This is a genomic window from Neobacillus bataviensis (genome assembly GCF_019969725.1).
In genome coordinates this window covers 338,852-355,099 of sequence record NZ_JAHXYW010000005.1, presented here as the reverse complement: position 1 = coordinate 355,099, position 16,248 = coordinate 338,852, and the positions used below count along the sequence as shown (strand labels likewise).

Genomic DNA, 16,248 nt, shown 5'->3' with positions numbered 1-16,248 from the left:
TGAAAGGGAGGGGTTTGGATGAAGAAAAAATGGTTTACCAGTATTCTTGTTCTAATACTGGTCCTTTCGACGGTGACGGCCGCCATTGCAAAAAACGATAAAGAGAAGAAAAATGAAAAGTTTCGTTTGGGTGTGGAAGTGCTATTACAGGATAAAATCGATTTAATAAAAGGTAAACGGGTAGGATTGATTACCAATCCAACCGGAGTCGACCAAAAGCTTAATAGTATCGTAGATTTGCTTGATAACAACCCGAATGTCAATCTGACTGCTTTATATGGTCCGGAGCATGGTGTCCGGGGCAGCGCACAGGCAGGACAGTATGTTGAGTCCTATATTGATGAAAAAACGGGGGTTCCGGTTTACAGCTTGTATGGAAATACAAAAAAGCCCACACCAGAAATGCTGAGCAATGTCGATGTATTATTATTTGATATCCAGGATGTTGGGACGCGTTATTACACCTATATTTACACAATGGCCTTAGCGATGGAAGCGGCTAAGGAGAACAATATCCCTATTATTGTTTTAGACCGTCCGAATCCACTCAGTGGGACAAAAGTAGAAGGGCCGGTTCTTGAAGATAAATACTCTTCTTTTGTAGGGGAATATGCCATTCCAGTTCGACATGGGATGACGGTAGGGGAATTGGCTCAGTTATTTAACAAGGAATTCGGGATCGGCGCCGATTTAACGGTTGTGAAAATGGATGGCTGGAAACGGAACATGTATTATGATGAAACACCATTAGATTTCGTGATGCCATCACCTAATATGCCAACTTTGGATACTGCTTTAGTTTATCCGGGTGCCTGCCTGATTGAAGGAACAAATATTTCCGAGGGCCGCGGTACGACACGGCCATTTGAATTAATTGGCGCACCATTTATTAATAGCGATGACCTGGCAGCAAAGCTAAATTCGTATCATTTGCCAGGGGTCGCATTCCGTGCAGCTTCCTTTACGCCTTCAACCTCGAAGTTTGTCAATAAACTAAGTAATGGAATTCAGATTCACGTGACCGACCGCAATTCCTATAAGCCGTTTGAAACAGGATTATATATTGTCAAAACCATCCATGATATGTATCCAAACGACTTTCAGTTTAGAACACCAGGAAGCAACGGAATCTCCTTCTTCGATAACCTTACTGGGAATGGCTCCATCCGAGCGGGCATCGAAGCAGGCAAATCAATAGAAGAAATGAAAGCAGAATGGCAGCCATCCTTGGAAAAATTTATGGACGTACGTGAGAAATATTTGCTTTATTAAATAAGTGGAGAAAGCCAACCCTTTTGGATTGGCTTTTTTACATAGGTGCAGTGAGACCTTTTTAAATAAGAGATTTAAATAAAAAAACGAATATTAGTTCGCATATTGTTGGTTTGTTTTTGTGGGATTGTGGTAGAATGTTAATATGAAATTTAGAGGATACACTTTCCAGTACCATCCCGATTCGGTAACGCGATTCATGCTGAAAGTGATAACGGTAATAGACTCAGATTATTAAAAAAGGGAGGGAACATTTGTGAAGGATCAATTTGAATTGGTTTCGAAGTACTCGCCGCAAGGGGATCAGCCCGAAGCCATCCGGCAGCTTGTCGAAGGCATCAAAAACAACAAGCGCCACCAGACTTTGCTCGGGGCGACAGGAACGGGTAAGACCTTTACGGTTTCAAACGTAATAAAAGAAGTAAACAAACCGACCTTGGTGATTGCCCATAATAAAACGCTGGCCGGCCAACTTTATAGTGAGTTCAAGGAATTTTTCCCGAACAATGCGGTTGAATATTTTGTTAGTTACTATGATTACTATCAGCCGGAAGCCTATGTTCCACAAACAGATACCTTCATTGAAAAAGATGCCAGTATCAACGACGAAATTGATAAACTAAGACACTCGGCGACATCTTCACTATTCGAACGCAAGGATGTCATCATTATTGCCAGTGTTTCCTGTATATACGGTCTCGGTTCGCCGGAAGAGTACCGGGAGATGGTACTTTCATTAAGAACCGGCATGGAAATCGAGCGTAATCAGCTGCTTCATCGGTTAGTCGATATCCAATATGAGCGAAACGATATTGATTTCAAGCGGGGAACCTTCCGTGTCCGCGGAGATGTTGTCGAGATTTTCCCAGTTTCCCGTGATGAACATTGCATGCGGGTCGAATTTTTCGGCGATGAAATCGATCGGATCCGTGAAGTGGATGCCCTGACAGGGGAAATTATTGGCGAACGTGACCATGTCGCGATTTTCCCAGCTTCCCACTTCGTCACAAGAGAAGAAAAGATGCGGGTAGCTATTGAGAATATCGAAAAAGAGCTTGAAGTCCGTCTCGAAGAATTGCGCGAAGACAATAAATTACTCGAGGCCCAGCGGATTGAACAGCGCACACGGTACGACCTCGAAATGATGAGGGAAATGGGCTTTTGCTCCGGAATCGAAAATTACTCACGCCATCTAACACTCAGGCCGGCAGGTTCTACACCGTATACCCTGCTCGATTATTTTCCAGACGATTTTCTGATGGTCATCGATGAGTCGCACGTGACCCTGCCGCAGGTTCGCGGAATGTTTAATGGTGACAAAGCTCGGAAACAAGTGCTTGTCGACCACGGTTTCCGCCTGCCATCCGCGCTTGATAACAGGCCATTAACCTTCGATGAATTTGAAAAGCATGTTCACAATGCCATCTTTGTTTCAGCAACTCCTGGACCATACGAGCTTGAGCATACACCGGAAATGATCGAACAAATCATCCGTCCAACAGGGTTGCTTGACCCAACTATTGACGTACGGCCAATTGAAGGTCAAATCGATGACCTGATTGGGGAAATTCAGGACCGTGTTAAGAAGAATGAACGTGTCCTCGTGACAACCTTAACGAAAAAAATGTCCGAAGATTTAACAGACTATTTGAAGGAAATCGGGATAAAGGTCCAATACCTCCATTCCGAAGTCAAAACGCTTGAACGGATTGAGATTATCCGTGAGCTCCGTCTTGGCAAATATGATGTTCTTGTCGGAATTAACCTCCTGCGGGAGGGGCTTGATATTCCAGAGGTGTCGCTTGTCACCATTCTTGATGCCGATAAAGAAGGATTCCTCCGTTCGGAACGATCCTTAATCCAGACAATCGGCCGGGCAGCCCGTAATGCCAATGGACACGTCATCATGTATGCGGATCGGATCACAAATTCGATGGAATTAGCGATTAGTGAAACGAAACGGCGCCGAGCGATTCAAGAGGAATATAATATGAAGCATGGCATAACACCACAGACGATCCAAAAAGCGATTCGGGATGTCATTCGTGCCACCCATGCAGCAGAAGAACAGGAAGAGTACACTCCAGCAGCATCCTTTAGCAAGATGAACAAGAAGGAAAGAGAAAAGTTGATTGCAACAATGGAAAAAGAAATGAAGGAAGAAGCAAAGGCTCTCAACTTCGAACGTGCTGCCGAGCTTCGTGATCTATTATTAGAACTAAAAGCGGAAGGATAACTTTAACATGGCAATGGAAAAATTGATTGTGAAAGGCGCCAGAGCCCACAATTTAAAAAATATTGATGTTACGATTCCTAGAGATAAACTTGTGGTGTTGACGGGGCTTTCCGGTTCAGGAAAGTCCTCGCTCGCGTTTGATACGATATATGCAGAAGGACAGCGCCGCTATGTGGAATCTTTATCTGCCTATGCCCGCCAATTCCTTGGCCAGATGGATAAGCCGGACGTCGATGCGATAGAGGGGCTTTCCCCGGCAATTTCGATCGATCAAAAAACAACAAGCCGAAACCCACGTTCCACGGTTGGAACTGTAACAGAGATTTATGATTATTTACGATTATTATTTGCGCGGGTCGGGCATCCAACCTGCCCTAATCACAATATTGAAATCTCCTCGCAAACGATTGAGCAGATGGTTGACCGGATTCTTGAATATCCAGAACGCACCAAGATGCAGATCCTTGCTCCCGTTGTTTCTGGGAGAAAAGGTACACATGTAAAGGTATTCGAAGATATTAAAAAGCAAGGCTTTGTCCGCGTTCGTGTGGATGGAGAAATGATGGATCTTGGTGATGAGATTGAACTAGAGAAAAATAAAAAGCACTCGATTGAAGTGGTTGTCGATCGGATTGTCGTCAAAGACGGGATTTCGGCAAGGATCGCTGACTCCCTTGAGACAGCGTTGAAACTTGGCGAAGGTAAGGTCATCGTCGATGTTATCGGTGAAGAAGAGCTTTTATTCAGTGAAAACCATGCCTGTCCCCTTTGTGGTTTTTCTATTGGTGAGCTTGAGCCGCGGATGTTTTCCTTTAACAGCCCATTTGGCGCTTGTCCGGAATGTGACGGCCTTGGCTCCAAGCTAGAGGTCGATGTGGACCTGGTTATTCCTAACCGTGACCTTTCTTTGAAACAGCATGCGATTGCCCCGTGGGAGCCAACGAGCTCGCAGTATTATCCGCAGCTATTGGAGGCAGTATGCAACCATTTCGGCATCGACATGGATATCCCTGTAAAGGATATTCCCGAAAATCTTTTGGAAAAAGTTCTTTACGGTTCCGGCCGGGAGAAAATTTATTTCCGTTACGAGAACGATTTTGGGCAAATCCGTGAGGGCCATATTGAATTCGAAGGCGTTATCCGTAATGTCGAACGCCGCTATAAAGAAACAAGCTCTGACTTCATTCGCGAACAAATGGAAAAGTACATGGGCCAGCAGCCATGTCCAACCTGCAAAGGGTACCGTCTGAAAAAAGAAACGTTGGCAGTTCTCATTAATGGCAGCCATATTGCTCAAGTAACGGACCTCTCGATTGAGGAAGCGCATCAATTTTTTTCTGAACTAAAGCTTTCGGAAAAAGAAATGCAGATTGCTAATTTGATATTCCGTGAAATCCTAGAGCGCCTGGGCTTCCTAATCAATGTCGGCCTCGATTATTTAACGCTGAGCCGAACAGCGGGAACGCTTTCTGGAGGTGAAGCACAACGGATACGTTTGGCGACACAAATCGGTTCACGATTAACAGGTGTGTTATACATTCTTGACGAACCATCGATCGGGCTGCATCAGCGTGATAACGACCGGTTGATTGGAACGCTGCAAAGCATGCGTGATATCGGGAATACTTTGATTGTCGTCGAGCATGATGAAGACACGATGCTCGCTGCCGACTATTTAATTGATATCGGTCCAGGTGCAGGGGTCCACGGTGGGGAAGTGGTTTCAGCTGGAACTCCATCAGAAGTAATGGCGGATCCCAACTCTCTTACTGGCCAGTACTTATCCGGTAAAAAGTTCATTCCTTTGCCGCTTGAACGCCGCAAGCCTGATGGACGCTATATTGAAATCAAGGGTGCATCGGAAAATAACTTGAAAAATGTGAATGTGAAAATTCCACTTGGCATGTTTATTTCGGTTACGGGTGTATCTGGCTCTGGAAAAAGTACGCTGATTAATGAGATCCTTCATAAATCGCTGGCGCAAAAGCTTCACCATGCCAAAACGAGGCCAGGCGTGCATAAGAGCATCAAAGGAATCGACTATTTAGAAAAAGTCATCGATATTGACCAGTCACCGATTGGCAGAACGCCGCGCTCTAATCCGGCTACTTATACAGGCGTTTTTGATGACATCCGCGATGTGTTTGCGACCACCAATGAGGCGAAGGTCCGCGGTTATAAGAAAGGACGCTTCAGCTTTAATGTCAAGGGCGGACGCTGTGAAGCCTGCCGCGGCGATGGCATCATCAAAATTGAAATGCACTTTTTACCTGATGTGTATGTTCCTTGTGAAGTGTGCCATGGCAAACGCTATAATCGTGAAACACTAGAAGTGAAATATAAAGGGAAAAATATTTCGGATATTCTCGATATGACTGTCGAAGCAGCCGTTGAATTTTTCGAAAACATTCCAAAAATCAGCCGCAAACTGCAGACGATTTTAGATGTCGGACTGGGCTACATCACACTTGGCCAGCCGGCGACAACTCTTTCAGGCGGGGAAGCCCAGCGTGTCAAGCTGGCTTCTGAACTGCATCGCCGTTCGACCGGCAAATCATTCTATATTTTAGATGAACCGACGACCGGTCTTCATGTCGATGACATTTCACGCCTGCTCGTAGTTCTGCAGCGTTTGGTCGAAAATGGCGATACGGTTTTATGTATCGAGCACAACCTCGATGTTATCAAAGCCGCCGATTATATTATCGACCTTGGACCAGAGGGCGGTGACAAAGGCGGAACAATCATTGCTTCGGGAACACCGGAAAAGGTTGCGGAAGTTCCGGGGTCTTATACCGGTAAATACCTAAAGCCTATCCTCGAGCGTGACCGTTTACGAATGAAACAGCAAATTGAAGAAAAAGAAATGAGTGTACAGAGCTAAACCCATTGGGTTTGGCTCTTTTTTTTGTTCAGGTTAGCATGGGTTTCTGATTTGGCGAAATAAAATGGAAAGTGCGCGGAATAAAACAGAAAGCGCTCCCGAATTATTTTGAAAACCCGCGGAATAAATTCATAAACCCGCGAAAAAATGCACAAAACCCGCGAAATCGAGTATCACACCCCTCCCGCAGACACGCAAATCCAATATTTACATCTTTTTCTCAATAAATTCGTGTAATATTTGGAAAATTTAAATATTTAAAGGACCCATGATTTTCCGTTCCATCCTCTACCAATTGCTCTTGTGGCTCATCGCCACGATGGTCACATGTTTGCCGACGGCCTGCAAAAGTTTTTTGAAAAAAAATACCGAACATTCCGCTCTGACCTTTAATTTTATGAAATATTGAATCTTTCAACCTCCAATTTCGTAAATAAAGATTAGAGGTGATAAAGTATGGATTCGAGAAAGGTTCTTTCCTGCTTGAGTTATTTCAGTATTTTTTTCGCGGGCTTTTTGTTTCCGCTTGTGGTCCTAATTGCAAGCTCGGATAAAGTGACCAAAATGCATGCCAAGAAGGCGCTGCTTTCCCACTTGATACCTTTGATTCCAACTCCGATTGTCCTTTTTGCAGTCGTTTACGAAGTTGGAAAAGGGGTAGGAGATGTCCCTGTCTTCACGATTATTAGTATTGCCATCCTAGTCATTTTATGGGTCGCGGTTCTCATATGGAATGTTGTCAAAGGCGTAAAGGTCCTAATTGCTGAATAGGATTAAAAGAGAATAATATGAAGAGGTGGAAAACGATGACAGAGGAACGGAAGCGAATTTTAAAAATGGTTGAAGAGGGCAAACTGTCGGTGGATGAAGCGTTAACCTTGCTGGAAGAATTGGAAAAGGCCAAGCAAACCATGGAGCAAAAGCAGGAACAAATCATAACCGAGCTATCTACGGCCGTTCAGTTTGAAGAAGCGAAAAAAGAAGACCCCGTCAATGCGAAATACCAATCAGTTAAGGAAAAGATTTTTGAATTCGTCGATTCGGCTTTGAAAAAAATTAAAGAAATTGATCTCGATTTGAATTTTGGTCAATCCGTTGATATTTCTCACATTTTCCATCATGGCAATGCCGAGCTGAAGGATATGGATATTGATGTGGCCAATGGCTCGGTGAAAATCGCTCCCTGGGACCAACCGGACGTCCGGATAGAGTGTCAGGCAAAGGTTTACCGTGTCGACAACCAGGATCAGGCAAGGCAAAACTTTTTACGGGATGTGATCTTTTCGGTCGAAGGTCATAAGCTGCGCTTTGCCACCCAGCAAAAATGGATGAAGGTCGAAGCGTTAGTATACGTGCCAAAAGCGCAATATGAGCGGGTTCGCATCCGACTGTTCAATGGCTCGATTTCCGGCGGCGAACTGAAGGTCGAGGATCTTCGGATGAAAACGGCCAACGGAAAAATAACGCTCGACCATATAAACGGAAAAAGGGCGGAAGTGGAAACGGCAAACGGAAAAATTAACGTAAAGAACAGCCAGTTGGAAGTGCTGGAGGCCGAAACCATTTCAGGTGCCATTAAATTAGATGGTGATTTTAAAAAGGTGGAAGCTCAGACCTTTGGCGGCACTATTAATCTTACCCTGGCCGGTAACCGGTGCGAATTCATCGGGACGAAAGCGACCACCGGTCCGATTGACTTGTACATTCCAGATGGGACTCCTGTCAGCGGAGAATTGAGGACCAACCTTGGCGGCTTCCATGTCAATCTGGTCGGGGTGCAAATTTTAGAAGAGAAAAGCGAAATGATTCAAAAATCGCTTCGCTTCCAATCGATCAACCATCCTGATACAATGTTAAAAATAAATGCTGATACAAAAACAGGCTCGATTACGATTAATAAATCAATTGCCGAGTAAATAGGAGATTTTAAACATGAGATGGCTAATTGGATGTTTGATAAATGCAGTTTTATTTATGGCGCTCGCAGGATATTTTAAAGAAAGCTTTGAATTAACAGGGTTTACCGCTGCGATTCAGGCTAGCATTTTATTATCCATCTTAAATGTTCTAGTGCGACCGCTCTTGATCTTGTTTACTTTGCCTGTCACGGTAATCACGATGGGGTTGTTTTTGTTTGTCATCAATGCTATCACCCTGGAGCTAACCGATTATTTGATGGGAGATGCTTTCGAGATTAATGGCTTTGGTATGGCACTCCTTTTTGCCGTAATTATGTCACTGGTTAATATCATCATTCACAAAACCATTCTTGAGCCATCAAGGTCTTCTAAAAAATAGAGTACGTGCCATTTAATGGGTACGTACTTTTTTTAGTGAACGAAAGTATGGTTATCCTACAAAAAATGCTAAAATAGAGGGAAATGAATTTTTCAACCGTTGAAGGAGTGAGCTTCTTGCCAAAAGTACGTACGAAAGATATATTGGAAAAATTTAATCTTGAATTGGTGAGTGGTGAGGAAGGAATCAACCGTCCGATTACCACGAGTGATATATCCCGTCCAGGAATTGAAATGGCCGGTTATTTCGAATTTTATCCGGCAGAACGGATTCAGCTTTTAGGAAAAACGGAATTGTCTTTTTTCCAAGAGCTTTCGAAAAATGAGAAAATTTCTAGGATGGAGCGTTTATGCACCGACATTACTCCAGCCATCATTGTCACAAGAGATATCGAGGTTCCAGTCGAATTAATTGAAGCATCGGAACGCGAATCGGTTCCAGTGCTGCGGGCAGCAATGAAAACAACCCGTTTTTCCAGCCGCCTGACGAACTTTTTGGAAAGTAAACTCGCTCCGACTACCGCCGTCCACGGCGTCCTTGTTGACGTTTACGGAATAGGTGTTTTAATTACCGGTAAAAGCGGCGTCGGAAAAAGTGAAACGGCGCTGGAATTAGTCAAACGCGGACACCGCCTGGTTGCCGATGATTGTGTAGAAATCCGCCAGGAGGACCAGGACACATTGGTCGGGACTTCGCCGGATTTAATCGAGCATTTATTAGAAATCCGCGGCTTAGGAATTATCAATGTTATGACGCTTTTTGGGGCAGGAGCTGTCCGCAGTAATAAACGGATCACCCTGGTCATGAATTTAGAAATCTGGGATTCCAAGAAGCAATATGACCGCCTCGGCTTAGACGAAGAGAAAATGAAAATTATTGATACTGAGGTCACGAAGCTGACTGTACCGGTTCGTCCCGGACGAAACCTTGCTGTTATTATTGAGGTGGCGTCGATGAATTACCGTCTAAAAAGAATGGGCGTCAATGCAGCCCAGCAATTTACCGAGCGTCTTTCTGATGTGATTGAAGACGGCGAACATGATTAATAGAGAGGGGAAATTAATAGATGAATGAAAAGATTCAGCAGCTTGATCCAATCGCCTTTACACTTGGTCCAATTCAAGTGCACTGGTACGGGATTATCATTGGTTCAGGCTTGGCATTAGCACTGTTTCTTGCGATAAGAGAAGCCAATCGCCGGGGATTGCCGAAGGACACCTTTGCCGATTTGATGTTATGGGCGATTCCGATCGCGATTATTTCAGCCCGCATTTATTATGTAATTTTTGAATGGAAGTATTACGTGAACCACCCGGTAGATATCCCGAAAATCTGGAATGGCGGGATTGCCATTCATGGGGCGTTGATTGGCTCCGTTCTGACCACATATGTTTTTGCCAGAAAAAGAGGAATTTCCTTCTGGAAAATCGCCGACATTGCCGCACCGAGCATCATCCTTGGCCAAGCCATCGGCCGCTGGGGAAATTTCATGAATCAGGAAGCACATGGCGGCGAAGTGACCCGCTCCTTCCTGGAGAACCTGCATTTACCTGATTTTATTATCAATCAGATGTATATTAATGGAGCGTATTACCATCCGACCTTCTTATATGAATCGCTTTGGGATTTTGCTGGCTTTATCCTGCTGATGCTGCTGCGCCGGTTAAATTTCCGCCGCGGGGAACTGTTTTTAACCTATGTCATTTGGTATTCCGTCGGCCGCTTTTTCGTCGAAGGCTTGCGCACGGACAGTTTAATGCTAGGAAGCCTCAGAATGGCGCAAACGATTTCGATTGCGTTAATTGTGGCAGCGGTTGCGATTTTATTTTTTCGACGCAAGAAGAACCAATCAGAAACACGATATTTAGATCAAGCAAATAGTTAAAAGGGGAAGAGTTGAAGAAATGCTGTTAAACTCATGCAAAAAGGGGTTCCTGGTCGGCTTAAAGACAACATGGACATTAGGGAAAATTATTTTTCCAGTTACCCTGATTGTGGCAATTCTGCAATATACACCACTGCTGCCTTGGGTAATGAATCTGATTTCTCCCTTAATGAAACTGCTCGGTTTATCAGGAGATGCGGCCATTCCGCTTGTTCTAGGAAACTTCTTGAACCTCTATGCGGCCATTGGAGCGATCCTGACTCTTGATTTTTCGGTAAAAGAAGTATTTATTCTAGCGGTAATGCTCTCATTCTCACATAATTTATTCATTGAATCTAGTGTGGCCATGAAGGCGGGCGTGAAGCTTTGGGTTGTGCTTGTCACAAGACCTGGACTGGCGCTGCTTTCTGCTGTAGTTATTAATCTTGTATGGCATGGCGGCGGAGAGACTGCCAAGTATGGTTTGATTGAATCGAGCACAAGTCAGCCATCAGGAGTCTGGGGAATTTTAATAGAAGCGGTTCATAAAGCAGGTCTTGGCATTATGCAGCTTGCGATGATCGTCATTCCGCTGATGGTTGTCATTCAAATTTTAAAAGATATCCAATGGTTGAAAAAATTTTCTAAGGGAATGGCACCCGTTACCCGTACACTTGGAATGCAAGAGAACACCTCGACGACAATGGCTGCCGGTATACTCTTTGGCTTGGCCTACGGGGCAGGCGTGATGATTCAGGCAGTGAAAGAGGACGGGGTCAGCAAAAAGGATATTACGCTCGCGTTTATTTTTCTCATGGCCTGCCATGCGGTTGTCGAGGATACGCTGATCTTCCTCCCACTCGGCATCCCTGTGCTGCCGCTGTTTTTCATCCGCCTGGGTGTCGCCATTGTGTTAACCTTAATTGTCGGCACTATTTGGAAGCGGTCTGGACTCGTAAAAAGAAAGGAAGCAGCTTATGATGAACAAAAAAATTACAACAATTCTGTTTGATTTAGATGGTACCTTAATTGATACAAATGAATTGATTATTACAACCTACTTGCATACACTTGAAAAATATTACCCAAGCCGGTTCCAGCGGGAGGATGTTTTGCCCTTTATTGGACCAACCCTTCATGAAGCATTTGGCAGCATCGATCCTGACCGGGTCGAGGAAATGATTTTAGAATACCGCGCTTTTAATATCGCTAATCACGACGAGTTGGTTAGAGAATTCGAGGGTGTGCTTGAGACGGTTAAGACTCTAAAAGAAAAAGGCTATAAGCTGGGGGTTGTGACCACAAAACGGCATGATGTCACCTTGAAGGGTCTGCGTTTGATGGGGCTCGAATCATTTTTTGAAGTGATTGTTGCTTATGATCATGTGAGCAAAACCAAACCTGATCCGGAACCAATCTTTAACGCGTTAGAACAGCTTGGTTCGGCGCCTGACGAAGCCATCATGGTCGGCGATAATTACCATGATATATTGGCTGGAAAAAATGCGGGAACTCAAACGGCCGGCTGTGCCTGGTCGATTAAGGGCAGAGAGTATATTGCCAAATATGAACCTGATTTCATCCTGGAGAACATGGCTGATTTATTACCAATCCTCGGAGTGTGAGAATATGAGGAATACGACCCGCTATCCTGTTGAAGGGGCGAACTCCCTGTGGCATGTTTACAAAACGGTGCCATTTTGGAAGGTTGTCAAAAATTTTATTGTCATCCAGATGGCCCGCTATACACCCTTTTTAGGGATGAAAAATTGGCTGTATCGCACGTTCCTTGGTGTAAAGGTAGGGGATCGGACTTCGTTCGCCTTAATGGTTATGCTGGATGTAATGTTTCCCGAAAAAATTAGTGTCGGCAGCAATACGGTAATTGGCTATAATACGACGATTTTAGCCCATGAGTATTTGATAAAAGAATACCGGCTTGGGCCAGTGGAGATCGGCAGCGAAGTAATGATCGGTGCGAACTCCACGATTCTTCCCGGAGTTACAATTGGCGACGGAGCGATTGTCTCGGCCGGCACCTTGGTGCATAAAGATGTACCTGCTGGGGCGTTCGTCGGCGGAAACCCGATGCGGGTCATTTATACGAAGGAACAGCTAGAAGAGCGCTGGGCCGAAGATGTGATTTATGGTAAATAATTTTTTATTAGTCTGGTCATTGTGATCAGGCTTTTTTTATAAGCTTTTCTTTATGTCTTGGCGGCGGTTTTGGAAGGAAAAGTCCTCCGGTGGAATAAATGAAAAAATGCGCGAAATAAACTGGGGAATGTGCGGAAATAATGCTCAAATACACGGAAACAAATCATAAACCTGCGAAATAAATGGCAGTTCGCGGAATAAATAGGAGGGTCAGCAGAATAATTCCAGTCCAAATCGGCGGAATAATACTTAAGATTCGCGGAATTCCCCCATACATCCGCGAAAAAACTTCAAAAACCTGCGGGATTTTTTCCAAGCTTGCAGAAACTATCTATATCATCAGGATTTTTTCATTGACGAAAAATCACATAAGGGGTAAACTACAAATAACTTTAACTTATTAGCACTTTAGCAGAGTAAAGGAAAATTAATGATAAAGGATGAACAGGATGAGTCGCTTGTTTATGTTTGAAAAGCCTTTGGGCATGCGGGACACGCTACCGGAGTTATTTGAAAAAAAGCATCGTGTTCGTTCATTAATGGCGGAAACGATCAAACTTTGGGGCTATCAATTTATTGAAACACCTACCCTGGAATACTACGAAACCGTTGGAGCGGCATCAGCTATTCTTGATGCGCAGCTTTTTAAATTATTAGATAAAGAAGGCCACACTCTTGTGCTGAGGCCCGACATGACGTCACCAATTGCCCGGGTAGCGGCATCAAAGCTGCTAGAAGAGGATCTTCCTGTCCGCCTTGCTTATTCCGCGAATGTATTCCGGGCCCAGCAGCGCGAGGGCGGCCGGCCAGCAGAGTTCGAGCAAATTGGGATTGAATCCCTAAACGATGAAACGGTCACCTGTGACGGAGAAGTTATTTCCTTATTGGTCACTTCCTTGAAAAATGCAGGCTTGCAGGAATTTCAAGTATCCATTGGACATATCAGCTTTGCGCAGGAATTATTTTTGCAAATCCTTGGAACGGAAGAGCGGGCTGATTCCTTACGAAAATTTTTATATGAAAAAAATTATGTCGGCTATCGGGAGCATGTTAATTCGCTTAACCTGTCATCAATCGATAAACAGCGCCTTCTCCAATTCCTAGAATTACGCGGCGGCGAAGAGGTTATTGGCAAGGCCCTCGACTTAATTGAAAATGGGCAAGGGAAGCTGGCCATCCTGCAGCTGAAGGAATTATGGGATGTGGTCAACGACTATGGCATCCAAGAGCATGTAAAGTTTGATTTTACCATTGTCAGCCATATGAGCTACTATTCGGGAATTCTCTTCGAAGTATACGCCGGGAATGTCGGTTTCCCAATTGGCAATGGAGGCCGCTATAGCTTGATTGAAAAATTTGGAAAAAATGCTAGTGCAACAGGATTTGCTGTTCGCATCGATATGCTTTTAGAAGCATTAGGGGATACCAAAACGGACAATTCAACCCACTGTATTTTTTTCAGCCAGGAGCGGCGCAAGGAAGCTTTTCAATTGGCAAAAAGCATGCATGAACAGGGAGTAAAAGCTGTGCTTCAGGACATCACTGGAGTAAAAAATATCGATGCTTTCACGAAGAAGTTTGCCAATACGACCTTTTATATAGGAGGGCGCGGCGATGAATAATATATTAACAATTGCAATGCCAAAAGGGCGCATTTTTGAAGAAGCGGTAGTATTGCTGCGAAAAGCCGGCTACCAGCTGCCCCCGGAATTTGATGATTCACGTAAATTGATCATCGAAGTCCCTGAAGAAGAATTAAGATTTATTTTATCAAAGCCAATGGATGTTGCTACCTATGTCGAACATGGCGTCGCGGATGTCGGGATTGCTGGTAAGGATGTATTGCTTGAGGAAGAGCGCGATGTTTACGAGCTGCTTGACCTGAAAATCAGCTATTGCTACTTAGCGGTAGCCGGTCTTCCAGATACTAAAATGAATGACGTTGCCCCAAGAGTTGCGACAAAATATCCAAATGTGGCCGAAGCTTATTTTCGTGAGCAAGGGGAGCAGGTTGAGATTATTAAATTAAATGGTTCAATCGAGCTTGCACCCTTAATCGGGTTATCCGATCGGATTGTAGATATCGTTTCAACAGGGCGGACGTTAAAGGAAAATGGTTTGGTTGAATATGAAAGAATTGTTGATGTCACCTCGCGTCTGGTTGTGAATCCGGTCAGTTACCGTTTAAAGGATCAACAAATTAACGATCTAGTGAAACGACTTAGTGAAGTTGTGGAGGTTTGTTAACATGAAAATACTAAAAGTTGCTGAAGGAGTATCAATCAAACGCTCCATTGAAGCCGGGACCTCCGAGCAGCAGGAAGTCGTTAAAGCGGTAATTGCCAACATTCGCAGTCGTGGCGATGAGGCATTAAGAGAGTATACGGAAAAGTTCGACCGCGTCCTTTTAGATTCTTTTTTCGTAAATGAAAAAGAAATAAACGAGGCCTATGAGCAGGTTGACCAACAATTTATCTCCATTGTCCAGGAAGCGGCCGAAAATATCCGAAAGTTTCATGAAAAGCAATTGCGTCCATCGTGGATGACTGCGGAAGAGAACGGAACCATTCTTGGTCAAAAAATAACCCCGCTTGATTCAGTTGGTGTGTATGTACCAGGCGGAACAGCTGCCTACCCCTCATCGGTTCTGATGAACGTGATACCGGCAAAGGTGGCAGGGGTTAAACGGATTGTCATGGTGTCACCGCCGGACCGGGCTGGAAAAATACCTGCTGCCGTTCTTGTTGCAGCAAGGGAAGCGGGTGTCAAAGAAATCTATAAAGTAGGCGGCGCCCAGGCCATTGCTGCATTGGCCTATGGAACCGAGTCCATCGCTTCCGTTGATAAAATTACCGGCCCAGGAAATATCTATGTGGCGCTGGCAAAACGTGAGGTATATGGCGACGTTGATATCGATATGATTGCCGGACCAAGTGAGATTGCTATTTTAGCAGATGAAACAGCAAGGGCCGACGAAGTGGCAGCGGACCTTTTATCACAAGCTGAGCATGATCCGCGTGCTTGCAGCGTTCTAGTCACTCCGTCACAGAAACTGGCTGAAGAGGTTTCACAAGAAGTCGAAAAGCAGCTGGCGCTTTTGCCTCGGAAAGAAATTGCCGCCCAATCGATAAACGATTACGGTGCCATTTATGTAACAGCGAATATAGAGGAAGCGGTTGAAACGGTCAACCAGCTGGCGCCGGAGCACCTAGAGGTCATTACAGAAAACGCAATGGAGCTGCTAGGGAAAATTCGCCATGCCGGAGCCATTTTTATCGGCCGTTATAGCTCTGAGCCTGTCGGTGATTATTTTGCCGGTCCGAACCATGTGCTCCCGACCAATGGAACAGCACGATTCTCAAGCCCGCTTAACGTAGACGATTTTCAAAAGAAATCAAGCGTGATTATATATAGTGAAAAAGCCTTAAAAGATAATGGCGAAAAAATTGCGGCGTTCGCCCGCATGGAAGGGCTTGAGGCCCACGCCCGGGCCGTAGAAATAAGAATAGAAAATGATCGTAAGTAGTTTATTTAAGG

The 16,248-nt window shown here is 44.6% G+C and carries 14 protein-coding genes; all 14 read left to right on the top strand.

Going from position 1 to position 16,248, the window contains the following annotated elements; genetic code table 11:
• Positions 1–18: 18 nt before the first annotated feature.
• The 14 genes from LC455_RS15560 to hisD all read left to right on the top strand — a co-directional run bounded on the left by LC455_RS15560 (position 19) and on the right by hisD (position 16,237).
• Positions 19–1,272 carry an exo-beta-N-acetylmuramidase NamZ family protein gene (locus tag LC455_RS15560; protein ID WP_223592117.1) on the top strand — a complete coding sequence of 418 codons (1,254 nt, stop codon included), beginning with the start codon at positions 19–21 and terminating at the stop codon, positions 1,270–1,272.
• A 256-nt stretch (positions 1,273–1,528) separates the two neighbouring features.
• Complete coding sequence (gene uvrB, locus LC455_RS15555; protein ID WP_223592116.1) at positions 1,529–3,508, top strand: excinuclease ABC subunit UvrB; 1,980 nt, start codon at positions 1,529–1,531, stop codon at positions 3,506–3,508.
• A gap of 7 nt (positions 3,509–3,515) precedes the next feature.
• On the top strand, positions 3,516–6,392 hold the full coding sequence (gene uvrA / locus LC455_RS15550; protein ID WP_223592115.1) for an excinuclease ABC subunit UvrA: 2,877 nt from the start codon (positions 3,516–3,518) through the stop codon (positions 6,390–6,392).
• 456 nt (positions 6,393–6,848) lie between these two features.
• Positions 6,849–7,163 carry a DUF4870 domain-containing protein gene (locus LC455_RS15545; RefSeq protein WP_223592114.1) on the top strand — a complete coding sequence of 105 codons (315 nt, stop codon included), beginning with the start codon at positions 6,849–6,851 and terminating at the stop codon, positions 7,161–7,163.
• A 35-nt stretch (positions 7,164–7,198) separates the two neighbouring features.
• A complete protein-coding gene (locus LC455_RS15540) occupies positions 7,199–8,308 on the top strand; it encodes a DUF4097 family beta strand repeat-containing protein (RefSeq protein ID WP_223592113.1) in 1,110 nt (369 codons plus the stop codon).
• Positions 8,309–8,324: 16 nt separating this feature from the next.
• Positions 8,325–8,690 (top strand): phage holin family protein, encoded by a 366-nt coding sequence (locus LC455_RS15535; protein WP_223592112.1) that lies wholly within the window; start codon positions 8,325–8,327, stop codon positions 8,688–8,690.
• 116 nt (positions 8,691–8,806) lie between these two features.
• Positions 8,807–9,736: an HPr(Ser) kinase/phosphatase gene (hprK, locus tag LC455_RS15530; protein ID WP_223592110.1), complete on the top strand. Its 930-nt coding sequence runs from the start codon at positions 8,807–8,809 to the stop codon at positions 9,734–9,736.
• 20 nt (positions 9,737–9,756) lie between these two features.
• The gene (lgt, locus tag LC455_RS15525; protein WP_223592108.1) at positions 9,757–10,575 is read left to right on the top strand and encodes a prolipoprotein diacylglyceryl transferase; all 819 of its coding nucleotides are present in this window, start codon (positions 9,757–9,759) and stop codon (positions 10,573–10,575) included.
• A 19-nt stretch (positions 10,576–10,594) separates the two neighbouring features.
• A complete protein-coding gene (locus LC455_RS15520) occupies positions 10,595–11,566 on the top strand; it encodes a nucleoside recognition domain-containing protein (protein ID WP_223592106.1) in 972 nt (323 codons plus the stop codon).
• Positions 11,535–12,179, top strand: a complete 645-nt coding sequence (gene ppaX / locus LC455_RS15515) for a pyrophosphatase PpaX (RefSeq protein ID WP_223592267.1) — start codon at positions 11,535–11,537, stop codon at positions 12,177–12,179. Before LC455_RS15520 ends, ppaX begins: the two co-directional genes overlap by 32 nt.
• A 4-nt stretch (positions 12,180–12,183) precedes the next feature.
• On the top strand, positions 12,184–12,711 hold the full coding sequence (locus LC455_RS15510) for an acyltransferase (protein ID WP_223592104.1): 528 nt from the start codon (positions 12,184–12,186) through the stop codon (positions 12,709–12,711).
• A gap of 449 nt (positions 12,712–13,160) precedes the next feature.
• On the top strand, positions 13,161–14,333 hold the full coding sequence (locus tag LC455_RS15505) for an ATP phosphoribosyltransferase regulatory subunit (RefSeq protein WP_223592102.1): 1,173 nt from the start codon (positions 13,161–13,163) through the stop codon (positions 14,331–14,333).
• The gene (hisG, locus tag LC455_RS15500) at positions 14,326–14,958 is read left to right on the top strand and encodes an ATP phosphoribosyltransferase (RefSeq protein WP_223592100.1); all 633 of its coding nucleotides are present in this window, start codon (positions 14,326–14,328) and stop codon (positions 14,956–14,958) included. The genes LC455_RS15505 and hisG overlap by 8 nt, the downstream gene beginning before the upstream one ends.
• Position 14,959: 1 nt before the next feature.
• Positions 14,960–16,237 (top strand): histidinol dehydrogenase, encoded by a 1,278-nt coding sequence (hisD, locus tag LC455_RS15495; RefSeq protein WP_223592098.1) that lies wholly within the window; start codon positions 14,960–14,962, stop codon positions 16,235–16,237.
• The last annotated feature ends 11 nt before the right edge of the window (positions 16,238–16,248 follow it).

Bases quoted from the DNA above. Each gene is read 5' to 3' on its own strand.
- LC455_RS15560 (WP_223592117.1), top strand. From the start codon at position 19: ATGAAGAAAAAATGGTTTACCAGTATTCTTGTTCTAATACTGGTCCTT.
- uvrA (WP_223592115.1), top strand. From the start codon at position 3,516: ATGGCAATGGAAAAATTGATTGTGAAAGGCGCCAGAGCCCACAATTTA.
- LC455_RS15545 (WP_223592114.1), top strand. From the start codon at position 6,849: ATGGATTCGAGAAAGGTTCTTTCCTGCTTGAGTTATTTCAGTATTTTT.
- LC455_RS15540 (WP_223592113.1), top strand. From the start codon at position 7,199: ATGACAGAGGAACGGAAGCGAATTTTAAAAATGGTTGAAGAGGGCAAA.
- LC455_RS15535 (WP_223592112.1), top strand. From the start codon at position 8,325: ATGAGATGGCTAATTGGATGTTTGATAAATGCAGTTTTATTTATGGCG.
- lgt (WP_223592108.1), top strand. From the start codon at position 9,757: ATGAATGAAAAGATTCAGCAGCTTGATCCAATCGCCTTTACACTTGGT.
- LC455_RS15520 (WP_223592106.1), top strand. From the start codon at position 10,595: ATGCTGTTAAACTCATGCAAAAAGGGGTTCCTGGTCGGCTTAAAGACA.
- ppaX (WP_223592267.1), top strand. From the start codon at position 11,535: ATGAACAAAAAAATTACAACAATTCTGTTTGATTTAGATGGTACCTTA.
- LC455_RS15510 (WP_223592104.1), top strand. From the start codon at position 12,184: ATGAGGAATACGACCCGCTATCCTGTTGAAGGGGCGAACTCCCTGTGG.
- LC455_RS15505 (WP_223592102.1), top strand. From the start codon at position 13,161: ATGAGTCGCTTGTTTATGTTTGAAAAGCCTTTGGGCATGCGGGACACG.
- hisG (WP_223592100.1), top strand. From the start codon at position 14,326: ATGAATAATATATTAACAATTGCAATGCCAAAAGGGCGCATTTTTGAA.
- hisD (WP_223592098.1), top strand. From the start codon at position 14,960: ATGAAAATACTAAAAGTTGCTGAAGGAGTATCAATCAAACGCTCCATT.